Annotated in this window: 16 protein-coding genes and 1 tRNA gene; 6 read left to right on the top strand and 11 right to left on the bottom strand. The window is 59.9% G+C overall.

Translation table 11 applies throughout. From position 1 onward, the window contains the following. Nucleotides 1-30 precede the first annotated feature (30 nt). From GD429_RS00320 to GD429_RS00310, 3 genes are all read right to left on the bottom strand, one after another. Nucleotides 31-1,650, bottom strand: a complete 1,620-nt coding sequence (locus GD429_RS00320) for an acyl-CoA synthetase (protein ID WP_152855192.1) — start codon at nt 1,648-1,650, stop codon at nt 31-33. Nucleotides 1,651-2,018: 368 nt separating this feature from the next. Beyond that, complete coding sequence (locus tag GD429_RS00315; protein WP_152855191.1) at nt 2,019-2,720, bottom strand: peptidoglycan DD-metalloendopeptidase family protein; 702 nt, start codon at nt 2,718-2,720, stop codon at nt 2,019-2,021. 132 nt (nt 2,721-2,852) lie between these two features. Continuing rightward, nucleotides 2,853-3,764: an aldose epimerase gene (locus tag GD429_RS00310; RefSeq protein ID WP_152855190.1), complete on the bottom strand. Its 912-nt coding sequence runs from the start codon at nt 3,762-3,764 to the stop codon at nt 2,853-2,855. Nucleotides 3,765-4,243: 479 nt separating this feature from the next. On the opposite strand from GD429_RS00310, the gene GD429_RS00305 reads away from it, so the two are divergent. The 3 genes from GD429_RS00305 (at nt 4,244) to GD429_RS00295 (ending at nt 6,349) form a co-directional block, all read left to right on the top strand. Next, nucleotides 4,244-5,074, top strand: a complete 831-nt coding sequence (locus tag GD429_RS00305; RefSeq protein WP_321574301.1) for an undecaprenyl-diphosphate phosphatase — start codon at nt 4,244-4,246, stop codon at nt 5,072-5,074. Nucleotides 5,075-5,265: 191 nt separating this feature from the next. Further along, nucleotides 5,266-5,342, top strand: a tRNA-Arg gene (locus GD429_RS00300). Nucleotides 5,343-5,572: 230 nt separating this feature from the next. Continuing rightward, complete coding sequence (locus tag GD429_RS00295) at nt 5,573-6,349, top strand: hypothetical protein (protein ID WP_152855189.1); 777 nt, start codon at nt 5,573-5,575, stop codon at nt 6,347-6,349. 212 nt (nt 6,350-6,561) lie between these two features. Here GD429_RS00295 and GD429_RS00290 read toward each other — a convergent pair whose 3' ends face one another. Next, on the bottom strand, nt 6,562-7,491 hold the full coding sequence (locus tag GD429_RS00290) for a hypothetical protein (protein WP_152855188.1): 930 nt from the start codon (nt 7,489-7,491) through the stop codon (nt 6,562-6,564). Nucleotides 7,492-8,226: 735 nt separating this feature from the next. On the opposite strand from GD429_RS00290, the gene GD429_RS00285 reads away from it, so the two are divergent. Both GD429_RS00285 and GD429_RS00280 read left to right on the top strand, forming a co-directional pair. Then, a complete protein-coding gene (locus tag GD429_RS00285) occupies nt 8,227-9,399 on the top strand; it encodes an inovirus-type Gp2 protein (RefSeq protein ID WP_152855187.1) in 1,173 nt (390 codons plus the stop codon). 470 nt (nt 9,400-9,869) lie between these two features. Beyond that, nucleotides 9,870-12,413, top strand: coding sequence for a UvrD-helicase domain-containing protein (locus GD429_RS00280; protein WP_152855186.1), 2,544 nt, complete (start codon nt 9,870-9,872; stop codon nt 12,411-12,413). Nucleotides 12,414-12,682: 269 nt separating this feature from the next. On the opposite strand, the gene GD429_RS00275 is transcribed toward GD429_RS00280, so the two are convergent. The 3 genes from GD429_RS00275 to GD429_RS00265 all read right to left on the bottom strand — a co-directional run bounded on the left by GD429_RS00275 (nt 12,683) and on the right by GD429_RS00265 (nt 14,651). Continuing rightward, the gene (locus GD429_RS00275; RefSeq protein WP_152855185.1) at nt 12,683-13,099 is read right to left on the bottom strand and encodes a hypothetical protein; all 417 of its coding nucleotides are present in this window, start codon (nt 13,097-13,099) and stop codon (nt 12,683-12,685) included. A 546-nt stretch (nt 13,100-13,645) separates the two neighbouring features. After that, the gene (locus GD429_RS00270; RefSeq protein ID WP_152855184.1) at nt 13,646-13,912 is read right to left on the bottom strand and encodes a hypothetical protein; all 267 of its coding nucleotides are present in this window, start codon (nt 13,910-13,912) and stop codon (nt 13,646-13,648) included. Further along, a complete protein-coding gene (locus tag GD429_RS00265) occupies nt 13,902-14,651 on the bottom strand; it encodes a DNA/RNA non-specific endonuclease (RefSeq protein WP_152855183.1) in 750 nt (249 codons plus the stop codon). The genes GD429_RS00270 and GD429_RS00265 overlap by 11 nt, the downstream gene beginning before the upstream one ends. Before the next feature lie 148 nt (nt 14,652-14,799). Here GD429_RS00265 and GD429_RS00260 point away from each other — a divergent pair, with 148 nt between their 5' ends. Further along, nucleotides 14,800-15,528 carry a hypothetical protein gene (locus GD429_RS00260; RefSeq protein ID WP_152855182.1) on the top strand — a complete coding sequence of 243 codons (729 nt, stop codon included), beginning with the start codon at nt 14,800-14,802 and terminating at the stop codon, nt 15,526-15,528. 4 nt (nt 15,529-15,532) lie between these two features. Here the strand turns inward: GD429_RS00260 and GD429_RS00255 are convergent, their stop codons facing one another. The 4 genes from GD429_RS00255 to GD429_RS00240 all read right to left on the bottom strand — a co-directional run bounded on the left by GD429_RS00255 (nt 15,533) and on the right by GD429_RS00240 (nt 19,631). Continuing rightward, on the bottom strand, nt 15,533-15,859 hold the full coding sequence (locus tag GD429_RS00255) for an H-NS family nucleoid-associated regulatory protein (protein ID WP_152855181.1): 327 nt from the start codon (nt 15,857-15,859) through the stop codon (nt 15,533-15,535). A gap of 39 nt (nt 15,860-15,898) precedes the next feature. Continuing rightward, nucleotides 15,899-16,090 carry a hypothetical protein gene (locus tag GD429_RS00250; protein WP_152855180.1) on the bottom strand — a complete coding sequence of 64 codons (192 nt, stop codon included), beginning with the start codon at nt 16,088-16,090 and terminating at the stop codon, nt 15,899-15,901. Nucleotides 16,091-16,486: 396 nt separating this feature from the next. Beyond that, a complete protein-coding gene (locus GD429_RS00245; RefSeq protein ID WP_321574300.1) occupies nt 16,487-17,911 on the bottom strand; it encodes a UvrD-helicase domain-containing protein in 1,425 nt (474 codons plus the stop codon). Further along, nucleotides 17,898-19,631: an ATP-dependent nuclease gene (locus GD429_RS00240; RefSeq protein ID WP_152855179.1), complete on the bottom strand. Its 1,734-nt coding sequence runs from the start codon at nt 19,629-19,631 to the stop codon at nt 17,898-17,900. Before GD429_RS00240 ends, GD429_RS00245 begins: the two co-directional genes overlap by 14 nt. Nucleotides 19,632-20,048 lie beyond the last annotated feature (417 nt).

Below are 20,048 nucleotides of genomic sequence, written 5' to 3'. Positions count from 1 at the left end.
ACCGGGCGGGCAGAGCCGGCGGTGGGCGGCTCACGCGTCGCGCAGCGCGCGGCGCACGATCTTGCCGGTCGCGGTCATCGGCAGGCTGTCGACGAACGCGATCGCGCGCGGATACTCGTGCGCGGCGAGCCGTGTGCGCACATGGGCCTGCAGTGCGCTGACGAGCGCATCGTCGCCGACGTGGCCGGGGTTCAGCACGACGAACGCCTTGACGATCTCGGTGCGCGTCGCGTCGGGTACGCCGACGACGGCCGCCATTCGCACCGCCGGATGCGTGAGCAGACAGTCCTCGATCGGGCCCGGGCCGATCCGGTAGCCGGCGCTCGTGATCACGTCGTCGTCGCGGCCGACGAAGCGCACGAAGCCGTCGGCGTCGATCACGCCCGTATCGCCGGTGAGCAGGTAGTCGCCCGCGAACTTGTCGCGTGTCGCGCCGGGATTGCGCCAGTATTCGAGGAACATCACCGGGTCGGGGCGGCGCACCGCGATGCGTCCTTCGACGCCGGGCGGCAGCGGCGTGCCGTTGGCGTCGACGATCGCGACCGCATGACCGGGCACAGCCTTGCCGATCGCGCCCGGCCGCGCATCGAACAGCGCCGCGCACGACGACAGCACCATGTTGCATTCGGTCTGCCCGTAGAACTCGTTGATCGTCACGCCGAGCGCGTCGCGCCCCCAGGCCGTCAACTCGGTGCCGAGCGATTCCCCGCCGCTCGCGACCGATTTCAGCGACAGCGCGTAGCGCTCGCGCGGCGCCGCGACGGCACGCATCAGCTTCAGCGCGGTGGGCGGCAGGAACGCGTGGGTCACGCCATGCCGTGCCATCAGCGCGAACGCCGCGTCGCCGTCGAACTTCTCGAAGCGGCGGGCGAGCACGGGCACGCCGTGATGCCAGGACGGCAGCAGCACGTCGAGCAGGCCGCCGATCCATGCCCAGTCGGCGGGCGTCCAGAACAGGCGCGCGTCGCGCGGGAAGCATTGCTGCGACATCTCGACGCCCGGCAGGTGGCCCAGCAGCACGCGATGCGCGTGCAGCGCGCCTTTCGGTTTGCCGGTCGTGCCGGACGTATAGATGATCACCGCCGGATCGTCGGCGGCCGTATCGGCCGGCTCGAAGTCGGGCGTTTCGGCGGCGAGCGCCGCGTCGTAGCGCAGCACGCCCGGCGCGTCGGGCGCATCGTCGCCGATGCAGTAGACGGTATGCAGTGCCGGCAGTTGCGCGCGCAGCGGCGCGATTTTCGCGTAGCCGGCCGCGTCGGTGACGAGCGCGGATGCTTCGCTGTTCGCGAGCCGGTATTCGAGTGCATCGACGCCGAACAGCGTGAAGAGGGGCACCGCGATTGCGCCGAGCTTGTATGCGGCAAGATGAGCGATGGCCGTTTCCGGGCCCTGTGCGAGAAAGATGCCGATCCGGTCGCCGCGTCGCAGGCCGGCGCGCGCAAAGCTGTTCGCGAGCCGGTTAGAAGCATTCCTCAGGTCGTCGAACGTGAGTCGAATCACGTCGCCTTGCGCGGTTTCGTGGATCAGTGCGAGCCGTCCGCTGCCGTCGGCCCATTTGTCGCAGACGTCCACGCCGATGTTGTAGCGGGCCGGAACGGCCCACCGGAAGCGGGAGAGCAGGTCGTCGTAGCGGTCGGCGGCGGGCAGCATCGGGTTGTCTCCTGGGTGTCGAGCGTGGCGTCGGGCGCACGGATTACATCAGGGTTTCATGCAGACGAATCGACAATGGTGACTGCTGATAGGGAATGTTCGGACTCGTCCAATAGCCACGGCTCAGTGCACGATTCCACAATGACGCATAAGATCACGACACAACAGTGATAGGACCATGGATTTGCTTCTGATTGCTGCGGGGTTCAGCCTGATCGGAATCGGCGTGCTGGTGGAGTTTGCCCGTCACGTCGATCCGCTGTCCGGCCGGTTTACCGGCCGTCTGCGCAAGCGCTGATTCGACCTTCCCGATTTTGCCCGAGACGGCACGCGATGCACACCGGCATCGCGCGCCGGTTGTCGTGCGCTCAGCGCGCCGGCAGGTAGCGTGACGGATCGATCGAGCGGCCGCCGTAGCGCAACTCGAAATGCAGCGCGACGCGATCGCTGTCGCTGTTGCCCATCTCCGCGATCGACTGCCCCTGCGTGACCGACTGGCCTTCCTTCACCAGCAGCGCGCGGTTGTGCGCGTACGCGGTCAGGTAGTCGGCGTTGTGCTTCAGGATGATCAGGTTGCCGTAGCCGCGCAGCCCGTTACCCGCATAGACCACGACGCCTGGCGCGGCCGCGATCACCGGCGTGCCCGGCGAGTTCGCGATGTCGATACCCTTGGATTTCGAGCCGTCGAATGGGCGGACCACATTGCCGGCCGCCGGCCAGACCAGCGAAATGCTCGTGGCCGGCTTGACGGCCGATTCGACCGGCGCGGAAGGCGCGGGGCGGGCGCGGCCCGCGCTGCCGGTGCCGGTGGTCGACGGCGTCGATGCGGTGGTCGTGCCGGCCGGCGGCGCGACGCGCAGCACCTGGCCGACTTCGATCGCATCGGGGTTCGTCATCTGGTTCCAGCGCACGATGTTCTGCACCGACGTGCGGTTGTCGCGCGCGATCTTGTAGAGCGTATCGCCGCGCTCGACGCGGTAGAACCCGGGGCCGACGGGCGCGGAGCCGCACGCGACGAGCAGGGCGGCGCAGGCGGCTGCGAAGAGTCGCTTCGTTGTTGTTCCGAACATTGAACCTCGCAAGACCCTGCCGCGCACGACGCGGCAGGCAACACAAAACGTCCGATTTTAACGGGTTCGACCCGCGCACCGCAGTTTGGGGCCGTGGTCGACGCCATCGCGCGCTGTTTCGGCGCGCCCGTTTCAGCCTGCGAGCGGGATCACGCGGATTTGCAGCGTGGCCGTTTCGGTCGCGCCGGGCGCGAGCATGCGCAGCCCGAGGCCGTTGTGGATCGCATCGGGCAGGCCGAGCCACGGCTCGACGCAGTAGAAGTCCGACTCCGGTTTTTCGGTCCAGGTCGTGACCGCGTACCACGGGATCGAGCCCGGCACGTCGAGCGCGATCTCGATCGCACGGCGGCGGCCCGGCATCACGATGCGTACCGGCGCGGACGGCTCGCCGTCGAGGCAGTGGAAGCGATCGAGTATGTCCGGATCGTCGAGGCGGTAGCGCGCTTCACCGGGTTCGAGCGGGCTGATCGGGCCGTCTGCGCGTTGTTGGCAGATGCGAGTCGGCGGCAGCTCGAGTGTCGTGTCGGCGCGTTCGCCGTGCGGCAACGCGAAATAGAAGTGGTGGCCCGCGTAGTAGGGCAGTGGCGTGTCGCCGCGATTGGTCGTCGTGAGCGCGACCTCGAGCGTATGCGCGTCGGCCAGCCGGTAGGTCGTTTCGAACCGGAAATCGAACGGGTAGCTCGCGCGCAGCGCGTCGTTCGCGTCGAGCGTCATCGACAAGGCGGCGCCGTCGGCCGACGGATGCGCGGCGAACGGCAGGTCGCGCGCGAAGCCGTGCATCGGCAGGTCGCGGACCACGCCGGCGGCGTCGCGCCAACGGCCGAGTTCGCCGTCGACGCGGTGGCGGCCGAGGAACGGGAACAGCAGCGGATTGCCGCCGCGCACGCGCGCGAGGTTGCTCCAGTCGGCCGTTTCCGGCCAGAAGATGACCGGTTCGCCGTCGACGTGCCATGACAGCAGGCGGCCGCCGAATTGCGGGGCGACCCGGACGAGCGACGGGCCGGCGTGAAGTTCGTGAATGTCGTGTTGCTGGAAGATCGGCATGGCGAATCGGGTTGGGCGGGTGGACGGGACACGGCGCGCTCCATTATCGGGCCGCGGCGGGTCGGGGAAAACCCTTCTCGGGAAATTGCGAGTTTTTAACACTGCCAACGGTCTGGATAATGCCTCTAAACCGGTGATGTTGCCGGGTCATGACACTTCGTGGAGGGGGCCATGGATCTGGCAATGGCAATGGGTATCGCACTGTTCGGCATGTTCACCGGCAGCACGGTATTATTTTTCTATCAGCTCGGCCGCTGACGGCAATTCCTGCCGAAGTCGAAAGGCCCGCCATGCAAATGGCGGGCTTTTTGCTTTCTGTACGCTTACAAATTGCAAGCGTTTGTGTGCATTGCCGCAATATCCGGCCAAATGCCTTGGCGCAGTAATCCTGGCTCGGCATAATCGGGGCGCGTTTTTTCGGATGCGCATTGCGTCGTCCGTCTTTCTTCCCGCTTAATCTCCACTAAAAGGACCGACGCGTGAGTCTCTGGTTTCTGGTATTCCTGAGCGTCCTGCAGGGCGTCACCGAACTCTTCCCCGTCAGCAGCCTTGGCCATACGCTGCTCGTGCCGGCGCTGTTCGGCATGCATATCGACAAGCACGCGCCGCAACTGCTGCCGTTCCTCGTCGCGCTCCACCTCGGCACCGCGCTGGCGCTGCTGTGGTACTTCCGCGCGCGCTGGGTCGCGCTGATCGGCGGTTTCTTCGCGCAGCTCGGCGGCCGCAAGAACGACGACGGGCACCTGATGTGGGCGCTGATCATCGGTACGATCCCGACCGGAATCGTCGGGCTGCTCCTCGAGAAGCGCATCGAACGCGTGTTTCACGACCTGCGGATCGTCGCGATCGCGCTGATCGTGAACGGCGCGCTGCTGTGGCTCGGCGATCGCATCCAGCGCAGCCGTGCGCATCAGGCGCCCGAGAAGATGACGTTCAAGCAGGCGTTCTTCGTGGGCCTCGCGCAGATCGGCGCGCTGATTCCGGGCTTCTCGCGCAGCGGGCTGACGATGATCGCCGGCAACGCCGCCGGGTTGACGGCCGAAAAGGCGGCGGAATTCTCGTTCCTGCTCGGCACGCCGATCATCTTCGCGGCGGGCGTGCTCGAACTGCCGAAGCTGTTCCATGCGCGCGACCAGCTCGCCGATGCGCTGCTCGGCGGCGTGCTGACGGCGATCGCCGCGTACCTGAGCGTGCGGTTCCTGATGCGCTATTTCGAAGGGCGCGGCCGGCTCGCGTCGTTCGGCGTGTATTGCGTGATCGCCGGCGTGTTCTGTCTCGGCTGGTTCATGCTGCATCCGCAGCCGGTTTGATGCCGCGATGGCCGGTCTCGCGTGATGTGACGCGATGATCGGGTATAATTTCGGGCTCGGTTTCATGCCGGGCCCATTTTGTTTCGGGGCGTTGAGTTGGGTGGTGCTGTTGCCGCAGCCGTTGCCGTTGCCGTTACTCAAAGCCCCCGTGCCGAATGCGGTCCGCGTCAGGCCGTGTCTTTTCTCCTCGACCGCCCTTAGCTCAGTTGGATAGAGCAACGGCCTTCTAAGCCGTAGGTCACTGGTTCGAATCCAGTAGGGCGGGCCAATGAAATCAAGTGCTTACAAATTTCCTTGATCGTGTAGCGTATGTTCGGTGGTCGCCGTGTAACCGCTGTGTAACCACTTTGCCGGTATCTCGATCAATATGGATCCCGCTGATTTTCGGCGCGAGTGATCAGGGCATTTGTTGGCGGGAGATGCTGGTGCTCACGTTACAATCGCCAGGCAGGGCGGCGATAGCGGCCGCCCCCCAATTTTGACTACCGGCTCGGGGCAATGAAAGACGCAAAATCACCTCAAGAGCGCATCGATGCTGCACGGCAGCTTTATGCCGTGTTAAAGGAGCATCTCCACCGACCAACGTGGACGCCGGTCGAAGGTGCGCTGATTTTGTCGGGCATTCAGCCGCCGGCGGAATGTGCTGAATTCCCGCGCACTGGAGCCGGACTCGACGGCAAGCCGTTCGAGGGAGAGGTGATCGACCGGTGGGTCAAGGCTCGCGAAATCATGAGGCTGTGGGAATGGCGCTGCCAAGGTGACGAGGAAGACGGCACGATTACGCCGACTCAGCTTGCCCCCCACGAGTTCATCGCCTGGTGTCAGGACGTTGACATTGAGACGGATTGGATGCATCTCATTTTCGACGTCATTAGTGGCGGCAAGGCGCAAACCGATCAACCCGATTTGATTCCGCTTGCTGTTGCTGAGTACGCTGCTCAGTCGGCAGAGACGATCCGCGCAATCCACGTCCTTGCAGGACAGTTGTCCAGCGATTCATCGGTGAGCGCTCCGATGCCGAACAAGGTGGAAAAGAGTGCGTCTCGTGTCCCGATGCCGATTCCGGCAAATCGGGATCACGTATCCACGGAAGAGTTGGCGGCTATTCTGGCTATCGATCCTCAATCGATCCGCAAGCGTCATTCCCTGGATGGCAGCTACCTCGGTATCAGGCCTACGAAGCTCCCAAATCGTCGGTTGCTATGGCCGGTAGCAGATGTCAGAAGGTTACTGGGCGGTGGCGGCCGGAATCTTGAAAAGCTGGGCAACGAGTAGCTGGTTCGCGTCAGCGGGTAAGCTGAGTCGCCTAGAGGGCAGGTTGCCTAGTCCATTGTGTATGCGCGTTGCGGAGACAATGTCCGGCGACACTTGCCCCGCCACGCAGATACCTACAACCGAACAGAATCCTTGGTGCCACGTCGGCAAATAATGCGGACGTGGGCTAATTGCCTCCACAAGCTCAGCGCGGTATGCGCGAGACCGCGCAGTCAATAATTTCCGGCGCCGGGCGAGTCGAGTGTCGCGCTAGACCACGCCGGTGCACTGGGCATCCCATGCTTGGCAGCGAGTTCAATTAGCCGCTCCAGCGCCTCGGTACGAGATACGTGAAGCTCCTTGGCTAGCTTGTCCAAGTTCTTTATGGTTACATCGGACAGGACAAAATTCCTCTGACGGACCTTGTTCTTTTCCAATTTTTCACGATATTTGCGCTGGCCCCAGAGTTTTTTGATGTGATCGACGTGGCTCCTCTTTTCATACTCCGATGCCTGGAGTGAATCGAAATAACATTTCACCCCCGCGCCGCCCTGATATTTCTTGAATTCCTGACCGATCATAGATCCCAATCGGGAATCGATAATCTGCCATGCGAAATCGCATCGGGCTATCTCGTCGTCGCCGCTAAACCAATTCAGATATGGCGTATCCTTCAAGTGCATAAGCCATGCTTGATGAAGCCGTGAAAGATAATTTCGCTTATCAAGTACTGGCAATAGAGTAACGTCCATCAAGCAAATAAAATAGTCGCGTCTGCTGAGGCGGGCTTCAGCATCTGGTACTCGAATTCCAAGAAAATTATGGATGTGGTCGATCAGCCAGTAAAGTTGACGATCGTCGGAATCTATCCAGTTGAAATCGTCCGTTTGATTGAATAGTCGTTCCGTCTGTAACCTTGAGATAGATGTGGCTTGCTGTCTCAGTAATTGCTCGAGTTCTGCGTCAATATCTCCGTCCAAAATAAGTGATTTGACCTCAACTATCGATTCAACAAGCTGCGCGCCTCGCTGTATAGATGGGGTCGGTCGGTGCGGAAAAAAATACTTCAGCCACATCCACAGCCATTTCATCTCTCGCTGCGAGGGCGGCTCACCCCACAGTTCGGCGACTCGGCCTAATGCTCCATTCAGTTTGATAGTCATGTTCTATCTCGCAACGTAGACTAGGGAATCATACTCAATCTACACAGGAATCGTTTGGGATTTTTGCAAGAATCCTGCAAGAGTCTGACAGGATTGATCCTAGGGGATCTCTAGATGTTCAATAGAGTATTGATTGTGGCTCGATGCCCCAAGTTTTCGGGCTTCTCGCGGATTAGGTACCAGGTAACGGTCAGAATCCAGACGTTGTCTTATCCAATGCATGTTGTGAGAGCCCTCTAGGCATGTCCCCCAGCGTCAGGTCGCCGGGTCCGAAGTCAACACGCCACCACGCGCCGCGATTGAGCGTGGGCGATCGCTGCGTCTACAACGGCAAATTCTTCGACTGGATTCTGCTCGGAGCGACCGCGTCGGTTGGTAGGAGAACTAGCGCCAGGGCCAAGTGGCAGCACGGGTAACCGTCACCGGGAGACTCACCCAACTAGATGCTAATCGGGATAACTCGGTATTCCGGTAATCGCTTGGAAGGCTGTATTTCCTCGGAAAACCACACGTCACGCATACGGCTTTGCACCGAGATTCGTTTTGGTTCTCGTGGGGTTCCTCGTTACATCTCTAATTTAAGATATGGAAGAATTGGAATGAGTACCTATGCCTGTTGCATTGAGGGAGTGAGTCAAGCGACGTGCTTTAATTGTTGGCCGTAGATGAGATGGTCAACGTTGCTGTTTATTACATTGACACTGAATCACCTGAGAGATCAAACACAGGTGAATCATGCAAGCGAAAAATTCAGTCCAATGTGGTGGGCGGCAACCGGCTGCTGTCAGTCCACGGTTCTGGGAGGTTGGTGAATATGGCTTTGTCATCGACGAGCTGTTGTCGTTTCTAAGGGCTGTCCTGTCAACCGAGCACGTACCTTTCGAGCTTCATCACGCTGGTGCAACCAAATATGCGTCACCCAACACTTTGATTGTTCATGGCCTCAATTCGCTGGATTATTATTTTCATGGAATGCAAGATTTCATGAGCATTGTGATGCCGGGATATGCCTACAGTCCGCTCTTGCGATTGTTTCAAGCAAGTTTCCAGCAGCATCCGTGGTTGCGTCATTGCTCCTTCCGAAATCCAAGCTCGCCTCTGCCGGTTGTGCCACTGCTTGAAGCGGAGGTGTTCAACGACTTCGTTCAAATGCTTCGTACCCGTGCGCGACTGCAGGACACATGGCTGCAAACGCGGAGGTGGAAGAGCGACACGGAGCGCAGCCAAGCCGAGTCGATCGAAGAATACGTGCCGAAACTGCTAAGTCGCGGGGATAGACTGGAACCGATCCGGGTGGATTTCCAGTACCAGGAGAGCGTTTTCGCGCTCGCTGATGCCCTTCCATACGGACGATGGGTGGCGGATACCAGCGAGTGGGCGTACGTATTCGTGCAATCTGACTGCCCAGAAGGCAAACCAGAGTCACGTGCACGAATTGACACCCGGGTCGCCATGCAGGACAGGGCGCGATTTTTCGCCAACATCTACCGTGACGTGGACAAACAAACCTTTCAGTATATGCACGGCTATATCAGCAAGATGGAGCGGGGAGTACGCGGCGCAAACCACTTTCATTGCTGCTTTTTCCTCGACGCCGACCGGCCAGCGCGCGTCACGACGAGTGCGGTGATTGACGTCATCTGCCGCCGGTGGTTACGCGCAACCCAGGGTAGGGGCCTCGTGTTTAGCTGTCACTCGCCGGATTACCAACAACAACTGAAAAGGCAGGGGCGATGGGCATTGGATACGCTTGCCGGTCATAACGAGCGTCAGGTGACGCGATTGACAGACTATCTGGTCAGCTATTTCGCTCGCGACAAGGACCAGTCCATTCACGTCAAGCCAGCGGTCAGATCAAGGGCTTTGACGATGGCGGTGGGCCGGGGGACGGTAAAGCGTTCGTGTTGACAGATCTTCCACCCGGGCCGAGCGGGAGGCCTCGGCTGTATGGCCAGCGCGTTCGAATCCTCCCGTTGTAAGTTGCCTTCATAGCCGCGGTGCGTCCATCCAGGACTGGCTGCCCCTTGATTGAGCGGAAACCGGCTCTCTTATCTCGAATTTCCTGTTACTGTCCCCAAATGGAGCGCTCGGTGCGATGCGCGAAAGGAGCCATTGGGCCGATTGCTGACCGCGTGACAAGAGCTTGGATCGCCGTCGGGCTGATCCGCGAGGCTAGGCGATCCAGCACGGGCTCAGATACACAGTGCCGCCCCCCTGATCTGATCGGATGACGACATGTCCCGCCGGCCTCATATCTGCCGGAGGCGCTCGAGCGAGAGGTCGACCAGGCCGACTTCTGAGTGGCAATCGCGCATCCGAATGTCATCGTCAGATCGAGGCGAAAGGAATCGCGAGCTTAATCATGGAGAGTATTTCTGATGAGTTGGATTGATCGATGGCTGGGAAACCTTCCCTGGATGTCAGTGCAACGGCATTTACAGGCGGTTTCGACGCTGTCAGAGAACCACGCGGCACAGCTCGATCATGCGGTGCGCCGGGCCGAGCGTGACAGCTTCGCATCGGGAAAGACGGAAGGCGACGGAGAGGGGTATGAGCGAGGGGTCAAGGCCGGCCGCTTACTAGAGCGTCAGGAGCGTGAAGAAGCCGCTCGCATCCAGGCCGAGGATGAGGCACGGCGCAAACGGAAGGAGGCCGAGGAGCGCGCCAGATGGCTGGTCAGCGATCAGCCTATTGGACTCGATGCGCGGATGAAAGAGGAAATCCGGCGGGACGTCAAGGCTCGCACCGGCCAGGATCCAAGACCGCGGCAGTGGGAGATGATCTTGTCCAATGATCCCGCGACGTACGTAATCGCGGGAGCAGGGTCGGGTAAATCAACGTCGCTGGTGCTGCGCGTGATCGCACTGAATCTGTATCGGGCCATTGACCGCAGCCGCATTTCCGTCTTCACGTTCACGAGAGAAAGCCGGAAGGACTTCGTGCAAAAACTGCGAAAGTGCATGGAGCAGTGGGACGTTGAGCTGTCGCTCGATGAGGCGCGTTCGCTGGTTCGCACATTTCATTCCATGGTGTTCAAAATGGCGCGATCCATCAGCCCGTCGGTGCAGGTGCTGGAGCTGATGGACATGGAGAAAGGCAAGGCGATACGTGACATCGATATCGACAACCTTCTTGAAGCCGGTATTGATGCGGCCAATGCAGGTCGGGAGTTGCGAAACGATTCCGGGCACACTGACGCGGCTGATCCCGCGTCGGGCGGTGAGCAGAAATCCGACACAACTCCAGAGCGCGACAAGCTCCTTCGTTTGGCATACGAGAGGGCATTCACGAAAGATACCGATTTTTCGGCTGTCGTCGCGGCTATCTACCGGTACAGTCTTCTCCAAGTAAAGCGTCATAAGGAGGACGGGCCCCGGGCGCTTGAAGTGAAGGTCGCTGAGCGCGACGCGGCGATGTCCCCGCTGGTGGAAGATGCATGGAGAAACCGGATTGCTCCAGGCATGTGGCCTCCTGATGGTGTTGTGCAAGTCGTAGAGCCGATTCAGCTCTCGACCTCGATGCGCGATCTGTACCGAGTACATGGCTTTCTACCCGCGATGGATGCGTATATTGTCCTGGGTGGAGCAACATACTTCCCCGACAAGGCCGAGGGGGATGACGTGCGGCTGTTCATCTACAGCAAGCGCAAGCTACTGGCCGCCCGCAGCGAGAAGCCCGTCGTCTGGATTGATACGGTGGAGCAGCTAACGGAGCTGACGACGATGCTTGCCTGGTATCAGGCATACGAAGAGAAGCGCGCAACAGTTCCGATGTTTGAATGGAGAGCGCCGGGAGATCTTGGCCGAAAGCCATTGCTTCGAACCTTCTACGATGCCGCCCAGTTTGTAGAGAACCTTGGGTTGCCAGTAGCGGCAACCATGAACGCGGCTTTGTCGAAGGACGCTGCATGCGGGTTGACGGCGCCTGAGCGCTTGCTTGCAGAGGCTGTCGCGAGGTTCTGGCCTGTCTTCGAAGAGGTGCTGCGCGAACGGGACATTTGGACCTTCAATCAACTATTCTCGTATTTTTCGGAGGAGCATCCCGGGAACTTCGACAGCGTGCCGACATTCGTGCTTGGCGCCATGCAGCACTTGTTGATCGACGAATTTCAGGACATTTCGCCGCAGATCGTCAAGTGGATCCGGGGCTGTCAGCGTGAGTTGGTCAAGCGCGGGCTACCCGGGTCGCTCACGTGCGTGGGGGACGACTGGCAGTCCATCTATGGCTGGCGAGGTAGCTCACCGGAGTTTTTTGTCCGGTTCAAGGAGCACTTTCCGGCGGTCACGCATGGTTGCATCAAGCTGGAGGAAAACTTCCGCAGCAGCAATCACATATTGCGATGTGCGGAGTCAGTGCTGACCGATGTCGACGGCATGGAAGCAAAGACGTGCGTGCCGATGAGCCGATGGGCGGACGAGCAGACGCCCGTTTTGCTACATGAGGCCAAGGGCGAGCTTCCGTATGACCGCCTACAACACCTCCTTATGGCCGAAGTGGAGCGTACTGGCGCGACGGAGGACGAACCTATGCTAGTGCTTTCACGCTCGGCAAAAGGCCATCACAAGTTGAGCAAGTTGAAGCGACCTGCCTGGGGGAAGTCGGTAAAGTTCATGACCTTCCATGCCGCGAAAGGATTGGAGGCTCGATCTGTTGTGCTGTTGGAGGACTGTGTCTATTCCGGGGTGAATCCCTTGAAGAATTTCCTGTATCACAAGGCCGGTCTGGGTAGCTTTGACGAGGCTCAGCGTGCAGAGTCCAGGCGACTGGCGTACGTCGGGATTACGCGTGCGATGGAGCGCTGCTACTGGTTCGCCAAGAAGACGGAGGGCGGAGCATTCGGGACCATTCCATTTGGGCGATCTTTCGTGGCGCCTTGTGAAGCTGACGGAACGAGGCGCAACCGGGTCGCCCGCTCCTCATAGGCGATTGATTGCTGTCGGGAAGGTGCGGTACCGAAGTAATTGGCTGTGGTGACCGGAGCAGGAAAAATGAGAGCAGTTCCTGATAGTTGCCGGACTCGTCATGGCCTTTGCCGCTGAAGGAAAAAACAAGCACCATAAACGAGAAGAGCGAACGTTACGCCCGCTCTTCTCGTTTGATGCCGCGCTTTACATCCGGACCGATGCTGTACCTGCCCACAATCCGTCCAAGCTCGTTATTTCGGTCGCCGGACATGTTGCAGTTGCAGTCGTTATGCGCGATCCCAGCCCCACGAATGGACGCGTGAGATTGCATGTAGAACCGCGCAGGCATGTACGGCTATCGAAACGTAGTTACGGTAGTGGACGGCGTCCTCCGGTTCAATCAGAGGAATGCTGAGATTGCTCAATGTATCGAGCACAGTCTTCTGGCGTTGTATCGCGTTATAGAGCTGGGGCGATTCTTCGAGAGGGAAGTGTTCAATTTTTCCTTCCTCAAGCATCTCATCGAGCTGCTCAACACTTTCGCAAAACCCAGCTCGACTTGCCTCGTGCGTTGTTCTAAATGAGGCGAGGTCTTCCTGAATTCCAACGAGAAAATCGATTCGTGATTCTGGATCAATGCGGGATTTTAACTGCGACACAAGGTTGCAGAAGCGTCTATCATGTTTTAGATCTATCTCGAGCATTGCATTGGGGTCTTCCCAGTAGCGACGTCTGAATGATGCTTGAGCGTCACCTTTCGAAAAGTAGTCGGTATCCGGTTCAAGGTTGTCTTCGACTGAGGTTAGGTGATAAATGCGCCACGAAATGTTAAGCCCAGTTTACCAAGCAAGCTGCCCCCTGAATGCGTAGAATGCCATTTCAGAGCACTCGTGAAGGACGTGGCGTAAATGGCCGCCCGAACTCTCCACGCGATTGTCGTGATCGTCCGCGCGATTAATAATTCTCGTCAAAGCACCTGCCGCGGACTCGCTTAGCTGCGATAGGTCTGGTTTATGCCTTCTCCGGACCTCAGCAAGTAAATGTCGATAGCGCGCGTGTTGCTCAGAGAGCTGAGTGCGGTAGTCATTGGTCGAAGAAATCTTCGCCCATTCACTCTGCCTTTTTGCGTAAAGCGCGCTTATCGCTGATGCTACGAGTGCTGCCGAAGCGAGATAGTCTGAAAGGTTGAATGCGGTCATCTCTCGATAAGTGGCAGTGGAGCGAAGACGAAGCTGCTGCGTGGGAGGCGATTAGCCGGTGAAGGGATTCTTGATCTTGCCCGTCGGTGCAGGAGGCTCCTCGCTGACACGTTCGGGAAGCGCCGGATCGTGCTGAAGTACATCAACGACGCTCGCGATGGCGTGCTGTAGTGCAAGTGCGGCGGTGAGGCCTGCCTTGTCTCGCGTCAGTTCCAACGTGCCTGACAATACGACGTGGTCGAGATCGTTGGTCACGGTGAATGCGTCACCGTGAATGTTCACGACGGTCGAGTCGTCTGCAAACGCTTTAAACTCCATTCAGACCTCCAGTGCGTGTGTTCTTCAGCGATTCCGGAATGCCGGGAAATCGCAGGCCGCTTTGCGCTTCGACCTCGTGTACTGTCGTGATCGTGTAGCGCTTGGTTGCGGTGTTGTCCGCGATGACGGCGAACGCGAGCCGCTTCTGAGGAACATAGACTACCTTGAAAATCTGAGTCGGGACGATGACGCCAGATTTGCCAATCGTCGTCAGTTGGGCGCCCTTGAACATCGGTCCCGTGACGACGTAGGTGTCCGGCGCGCGCATGCTGATCCGTCGGACTGCCTCTTCAACGTGCGCCCACAGGTGACGATTGTTTGCCGGGTTTTGCGGAATCATGTTCGCGAGCGAAAACGATTCGGCCATCGCGCGGTCGTTCCAACGGTCACCCGCTGGACTCATATGGCCACGATCGTAGCCGCTCTTGCGGTAATCCGACAGTCGCGCGCGTTCGCTTGCGGGCAGGTGGGTTTCTTCGAAGAATCGGTTGGTGCGAATCTCGTTCTTCGCTGCCGCCAAGTGGGTTCGTGTCAAATGTTCAGCAGACCAGAGCGGGCCGTGGCTGATGCCGGAGTGCAGCACTGCAAAATCCGAATAGCAGACGAGACGAGCTGTCACGGCAATCCGGGGGTTGGTCAGAATCGGCGCTTTGCCGCTCGGGCTGAACTGCGGGCAGGGATTGGAGGCAAACGCGTGCGTTGCAAGCGCAATCAGCGCGCTAGCGAGATATTTCCGCATAGAACCTACAAAGAAAGTTGGGAGACAAGTATAGGGCTGGATTTGCCGCATCCCAGACAGGTCGATTGCGACACAGGAGGACCGGCAGCCGAAGAGCAGCGGATCGACACATCCTATAGTCCTTCAGCCGTTTTCCTCAAGGTGTGTCATGTCGAGTTCTCAACAACAACCGATTCCTCTTCTCAACAACAACTTGGCGATGGCGATCGCCAATCTCCGCGCTGGTTTGCAAGCCGTCTCGAGCAAAGCAACGAGCGCTCAGGAAACTGCAGATGCCGCGATCCCCAAATCACAGGCAGGTACGGGGCCAGGGAACGTAGTCGTGCTCGACGCGAACGGCCGGTTGCCCGCGGTCGACGGGAGTCAGCTTACCAATCTGGTGGCGCCGCACGGAATCCTGCCGGTGCTGACGATTGAGCTGGGCCACTCCGCACAAGCGAATGGCGGTCGCGGCATCGACATGGGGAACTGGTATCAGCTTGATTTTCGCGTAGGTGTGGGTGCGAGCAACGGCTTTCAATACACCGCCAATGCCGACGGCACGATCTCCATCCCGTCCGGTGTCTACCTCGTAGCTGGTAGCGCCAAGATTCTCGCGCCGGCAACGGACACGTATCAGCTGCCGGCGCAGATGGCTTTGGCAGTCGGGCAGAACTATGCATTCCCGGGTATCTACCAGTACGCCGTGCAGCAGTACCCAGATGCGCCGGTAGGCAGCGCTTCGATTTCCGGGGTGCTTGGTTCGTTACGGATGAGCGGCGTCCAGAGTTGGGGCAGTGGCAGTCCGCTCTGGATGGGCTTCGCGAAAGTACTCGGTTCGCAGAGCCAGACACCGCTCGCATTGCAAGGCTACATGTCGATCGTCAAGATCGGGTGACCGGTCAGCTGCGTTCCGGCCACCACGGCTGAGGCGCCTCACGAATCAGGTAGTCGTCGAGGTTCTTGCCTTCAAGCCACCTCGGTCGAGCGCCTTTGCCCGACCAGGAGTTTCCGGAGTCCGGATCGTAGTACTTGGCTGGTGCTTTCTGTCGCTTGGCTTTGAGGAAACCTGCCGCGCGTAGCAACTCGATCTCTGTGATGCCGTACTCCTTGACCTGGTTGCCGATTTCGGCGAGTGCGGCCTGTTTTTCGCGCTGCTTGGCTTCTTCGACGAGTAGATTGAGATGGCCGAGCTGCTGTTGCAGTTCACGAATATTGGTGTCGGTCATTTCGTGGAATGGGATGTCCGATGAGTTGAGTTGGCGTTATCAAAGAATCCGCAAGTGCCGAATTTTTCCGATCTGTGGCGACCGCTTCAGGATCAGTTCGGTGATGTACTCCGGCAAGAGTGCGCGGGGTACATTGGCTGGTACTCCCTCAACGAGTTGCGATGGAACATGAACAATGTAATCGTCCGGATCGTTCTTCAGGCTGTGTTCGTAGCTGATGCGGTAGTCCATAATTCTCCCGACATGGCACGTGGTCGCATCGTGTGGCATTTTACCTGTGTGTGAAAGGAGGAGGTCGGCAGGACTCCACATTCACGCTTGGCGTTCGAACAGGAAAAAAGGAGAGAGATGTTCCGGTGACGGGGCACGTGCGCGCACCCGACTATGCTGTAGCGCAATTGCCGCAATCGGAACGCCGCAGCCCCTCCACTGCTTACGCAGCGTATCGACCGGGCGAATCCGCCACCCACTGCAGCCGCTCGAGTCTCGACCTCCATTATCTGCTTGGTAGCGCGAGAGCAGAAGCTCGGTGTTCGGAGGGGGCGTCTGATTTGGCGCGCCGAGCGGCTGTCGAGGGCACGAATGCCACCATTGATAGCGTGAATTCAGTTGTTGAATGAGCGTTCGTTAGCGACCTGCGGCGGGCGTAAGCAAAGGCGTCGACGAGCAAACCACGACTCGCCTTGCGCCTCGCGTGAGAGCCACGTAGAGGTGTTGCGCAGTCATGCGCTCGGGCTCAAGAATGACCGCGACGTCAGCCTCCAGCCCTTTCAGAAGAAGCGTGCTTCCAACGGCGCGCCGACCCAGCGGCCGACCCAGTTGGCGGTTTCGCTCGCGGGCCTGAATCGCCGCGCCAATGAACCCACCTTCGCCCCCGGCTGCTCTCAGCGCTGAGATACAGCAGTGCAGCACTTCTGGTCGATAGACGCGCGCATCGCGTTGGTCCGCGAGGGACTGGAGCAGGTCAATTGAGGTCGTGTGGCTGGGAGCCGCCATGAACTCCACTGCTGCGGCTTCTGCAGGCGTCGCGGGCGTGCGGGCTCGGCCGCCTCGTATCGTTTCGACTCGCGTGAGGAGGTTTGCAGCACCCACCCCGGTCATCAGTGAAGTCGCGAACTCGGCGATTTGTCGCAGCGCGTTGGGACTCGCCAAATCGAACCGGCGGGCGAAGTTGACCAGGTCTTTCAGTTCAACCGCCTCGACGGAAGTGGCGCCCGGCGTCTGCATGGTGAGTTGATGGCGACCATTGACATTGATGGAGTCGCCAATGACGAGAACGTGGCCGTCTCGGTTTGGCGCTTCTGTGCGGGCGGCCACCAGACGCTGCTGCAGTTCCGTGCCGTGGTTTAGTTGAACCCACTGGACTCCCTCCGGCGCTCCACGCAGGTCCACAGGTTGACCAGCCTGCAATGATGCGCGGGCTTGAAGTAGCCAGGCACCCAGCGCGTCCATGCCTGCGAGTTGCCATCGCCAGGGGTTCTGCAGTGCGCCGATGGGTGGGAACGCAACCTGAGCCTCATGCTCCCAGTGGACCAGTGGGTCGCGGAAGCCGAATATCGCCTGCATCGGGTCACCAAGGATGCAAGTGGGCAGTGTCTGCGCGATGGAACAGACGATGGCGTGCTGCGCGGTGTTGCAATCCTGATACTCGTCGACCAGCAAGCGCGAATATGTCGAGGTTATGGGGTCACTGATGTGACCGGCCTGGAGGAGGCCTTGCACGGCACCCCGGATAACAGGGTAATCGGCGTTCGGGTCGGCCAGTTCGAGAATGCGCGCGTCGAGGCCCGCACGGAGCGGAAACTTGCCCGCCAGCCGCATCGCGAAACCGTCGATGGTCGACACTCTGTACGCTGAACTCGGGACGCCGCCGCGCTGGAGCCTAGCCCGTAGAGCTGCGACTCCAGCGTTGGTGTGCGTCAGCACCAAGACTGGCTTGTTGTCGGTGTGCTGACTCAGCGCGTCCGCAATGAGCTGGGTCTTGCCGCATCCGGCTGGGGCGGTAACTGAGCCTAGGCGCGCCTGAAAGATGTCGATTTCAGGCGGCGGCACTTGTCCACCCCCAGAGCTGGTTCGTTATTTGGACAAAGCCCGGCTCTGCATTCGCTAAATGGGGGCCGACGACGTCCTTGGCGATTTCCTTGAAACCGCTCACTGACTTGAACCAGCCGTTCTTGTTGTTGCGAGCGGCAAGTCCGAGCAATGCTCGGCTCGCAGGTGTGTAGCCGCCATTCAGCCGTTCGGCCTCTATGGCATCCAAGGTAACTTGTCCGTTTGACTTCGACTTGATGTGCTCGGCCATGAGCTCGCGGCCGACCATCTCGTCCGCCTTATTCAGCAGCGCGTGCACCGCGTCATTACTTGAATGGCGGAATAGCTCGTCCTCGAGTGCCAAGCCGGGCCGCCACGTGAGGTACTGACCGCCAGCCGCAATGAATCTCTCGACGAGTCCGACAGTTGAAACAGGCTTGTCCGCGTCGACGAAGACGAGGACGCGATAGCCCAACTTGAGGAACGCCTCTCCTCGTGTGAAGCATTGGTCGGGGCTTCCTCCGCCTGCGTCCACGTATGAGCCTCCGTGGGCCAGGAATGACGTCGCGCCACAGTGGACCCACCACTGGTCCATCCCGCGAGCGAATCCGACCTCGCTGGCGCCTTCGCAGACGATGACGGACTTGGACAGGAAGGCCTCGGCCGCCTTGCGCAATGTGCCCTGAATGCCGTCGTCCGTACCGGCGCATGTGGCCGTGTGGATGCCAGAACGCTGGCGCACGGCGAAAAGCTGGTTGCCAGCGAGCTCCCTGAGCGTCACCGGTGAATGGGTTGTCATAAAGACCTGCAGCGGCTGAGTCGCGTCCTTCGCTCCAAGTGAGTCGAGCAGTCGCATGAGCCGGTGTGGCTCAAGTCCGTACTCGACTTCGTCTACCAGGGCGACGGTGGCGGCCGCCGCTGCGGCCCTTTGCAACCCCGCGACAAGGAGCCGGCCCGAACCGGTGCCCAGCGACCGCAGAGGAATGCCAGTCTCGCTGTGGAGCGCGATAGCACCGTCGCCAATCGACACCGAGTGAGCATCAAGTAGCGCCTGAGCGCTCGCACCGACGGCTACGCCCAGGCCGGTAGCTGTCTGGGTGACCACTTGCAGGGTCTGGGCGAGTTGAGGGCCAGCCTGTGCGCCGAAGGTGGCCCGGGCGGCGCGAGCCGCGCCGGCGAGTTCCGAGCCAAGGTTCGCGCGTTCTTCCGTGAGCCGGTTCAACACCGAGCCCCTAGCCCAGGAAAGGTTCGTGTTTGCGTAGGTGCCGATTCGGGCTGGTGCTAGGAGGCTGCGGTCCTTCCAAGCCAGAGACCGTTCCAATTGCTGGTGAGCGGCCCGGTCGGAATAGAGCGTCCAACTCGGCTCGAGGTCGTCCTTGACCTCGAGCTTTAGCGTCAGAACCGTTTCTAGACCTGCGCGCGGCTCGTCTTCAAGCAGCCCGGTGCCGAGGTCAAATCCGCGAAGGAACTCTCCGTAGGTGTCGATGTTCTTCAGCGCGTCGGGTAGTGCGCCGAGCGTGACCGCAATCACGATGGTCCGGGTGACGTCCAGGCCGAAGAAGTCAGTGTCGCCGAAAGGTGCGCTCCTCCGCGCTCCAAGGCACAGGTCGATGGCATCGACGATAGTCGACTTGCCGCTGTCACCTGGGCCAATAAGGCAGTTCACGCCGTTGGACGGTGTCCAATCGAGCGTCTGTATCGAGCGGAAATTTCGAATTTCAAGGTGACGGACGCGCGTCATGTTTCCTCTCAGGTGGTCGGGCAAATATCCCAACGCGACAGAAGCTGCCCCGCTGGATGCACGGTTACTCGCCATGCATTCCCTAACGTTAGCTCTCCGTGGCAAACGGTCACCGAGAGTCTAGACGCTAACCGACCGCATGCCAGAACAACGGATGTTGTATTAGATGTTCTTCATGGCGGTGGCGACTGTCAAACGGTTCCTAAGTGGTCGTCCATCAATCGGGCTGGTGGGCGGCTAGCACCCGTTTAGACCATTCTGGATTCGTTAGTCTTCTTCGATCCAGCTGGGGCTCAACCGGCGTTCTGACTGCGGCATTTGAGAGCCCCGAGGGGGCGCGCAAGGGCCTTCGATGCAGTACGTAATCTCCAGCGTCCCGGCTGCTTACCGTATATAGCCCTTCAGCCGCCATTGACG

It is taken from the genome of Burkholderia sp. BE17 (genome assembly GCF_009362305.1).
In the GTDB taxonomy this organism is placed as follows: domain Bacteria; phylum Pseudomonadota; class Gammaproteobacteria; order Burkholderiales; family Burkholderiaceae; genus Burkholderia; species Burkholderia pyrrocinia_C.
This window is presented reverse-complemented; position numbering and strand designations above follow the sequence as displayed.

Coding starts and splice junctions, on each gene's coding strand:
- GD429_RS00320 (WP_152855192.1), bottom strand. CDS start 1,650: ATGCTGCCCGCCGCCGACCGCTACGACGACCTGCTCTCCCGCTTCCGG.
- GD429_RS00315 (WP_152855191.1), bottom strand. CDS start 2,720: ATGTTCGGAACAACAACGAAGCGACTCTTCGCAGCCGCCTGCGCCGCC.
- GD429_RS00310 (WP_152855190.1), bottom strand. CDS start 3,764: ATGCCGATCTTCCAGCAACACGACATTCACGAACTTCACGCCGGCCCG.
- GD429_RS00295 (WP_152855189.1), top strand. CDS start 5,573: ATGAAAGACGCAAAATCACCTCAAGAGCGCATCGATGCTGCACGGCAG.
- GD429_RS00290 (WP_152855188.1), bottom strand. CDS start 7,491: ATGACTATCAAACTGAATGGAGCATTAGGCCGAGTCGCCGAACTGTGG.
- GD429_RS00285 (WP_152855187.1), top strand. CDS start 8,227: ATGCAAGCGAAAAATTCAGTCCAATGTGGTGGGCGGCAACCGGCTGCT.
- GD429_RS00280 (WP_152855186.1), top strand. CDS start 9,870: ATGAGTTGGATTGATCGATGGCTGGGAAACCTTCCCTGGATGTCAGTG.
- GD429_RS00275 (WP_152855185.1), bottom strand. CDS start 13,099: ATGCTCGAGATAGATCTAAAACATGATAGACGCTTCTGCAACCTTGTG.
- GD429_RS00270 (WP_152855184.1), bottom strand. CDS start 13,912: ATGGAGTTTAAAGCGTTTGCAGACGACTCGACCGTCGTGAACATTCAC.
- GD429_RS00265 (WP_152855183.1), bottom strand. CDS start 14,651: ATGCGGAAATATCTCGCTAGCGCGCTGATTGCGCTTGCAACGCACGCG.
- GD429_RS00260 (WP_152855182.1), top strand. CDS start 14,800: ATGTCGAGTTCTCAACAACAACCGATTCCTCTTCTCAACAACAACTTG.
- GD429_RS00255 (WP_152855181.1), bottom strand. CDS start 15,859: ATGACCGACACCAATATTCGTGAACTGCAACAGCAGCTCGGCCATCTC.
- GD429_RS00250 (WP_152855180.1), bottom strand. CDS start 16,090: ATGGACTACCGCATCAGCTACGAACACAGCCTGAAGAACGATCCGGAC.
- GD429_RS00240 (WP_152855179.1), bottom strand. CDS start 19,631: ATGACGCGCGTCCGTCACCTTGAAATTCGAAATTTCCGCTCGATACAG.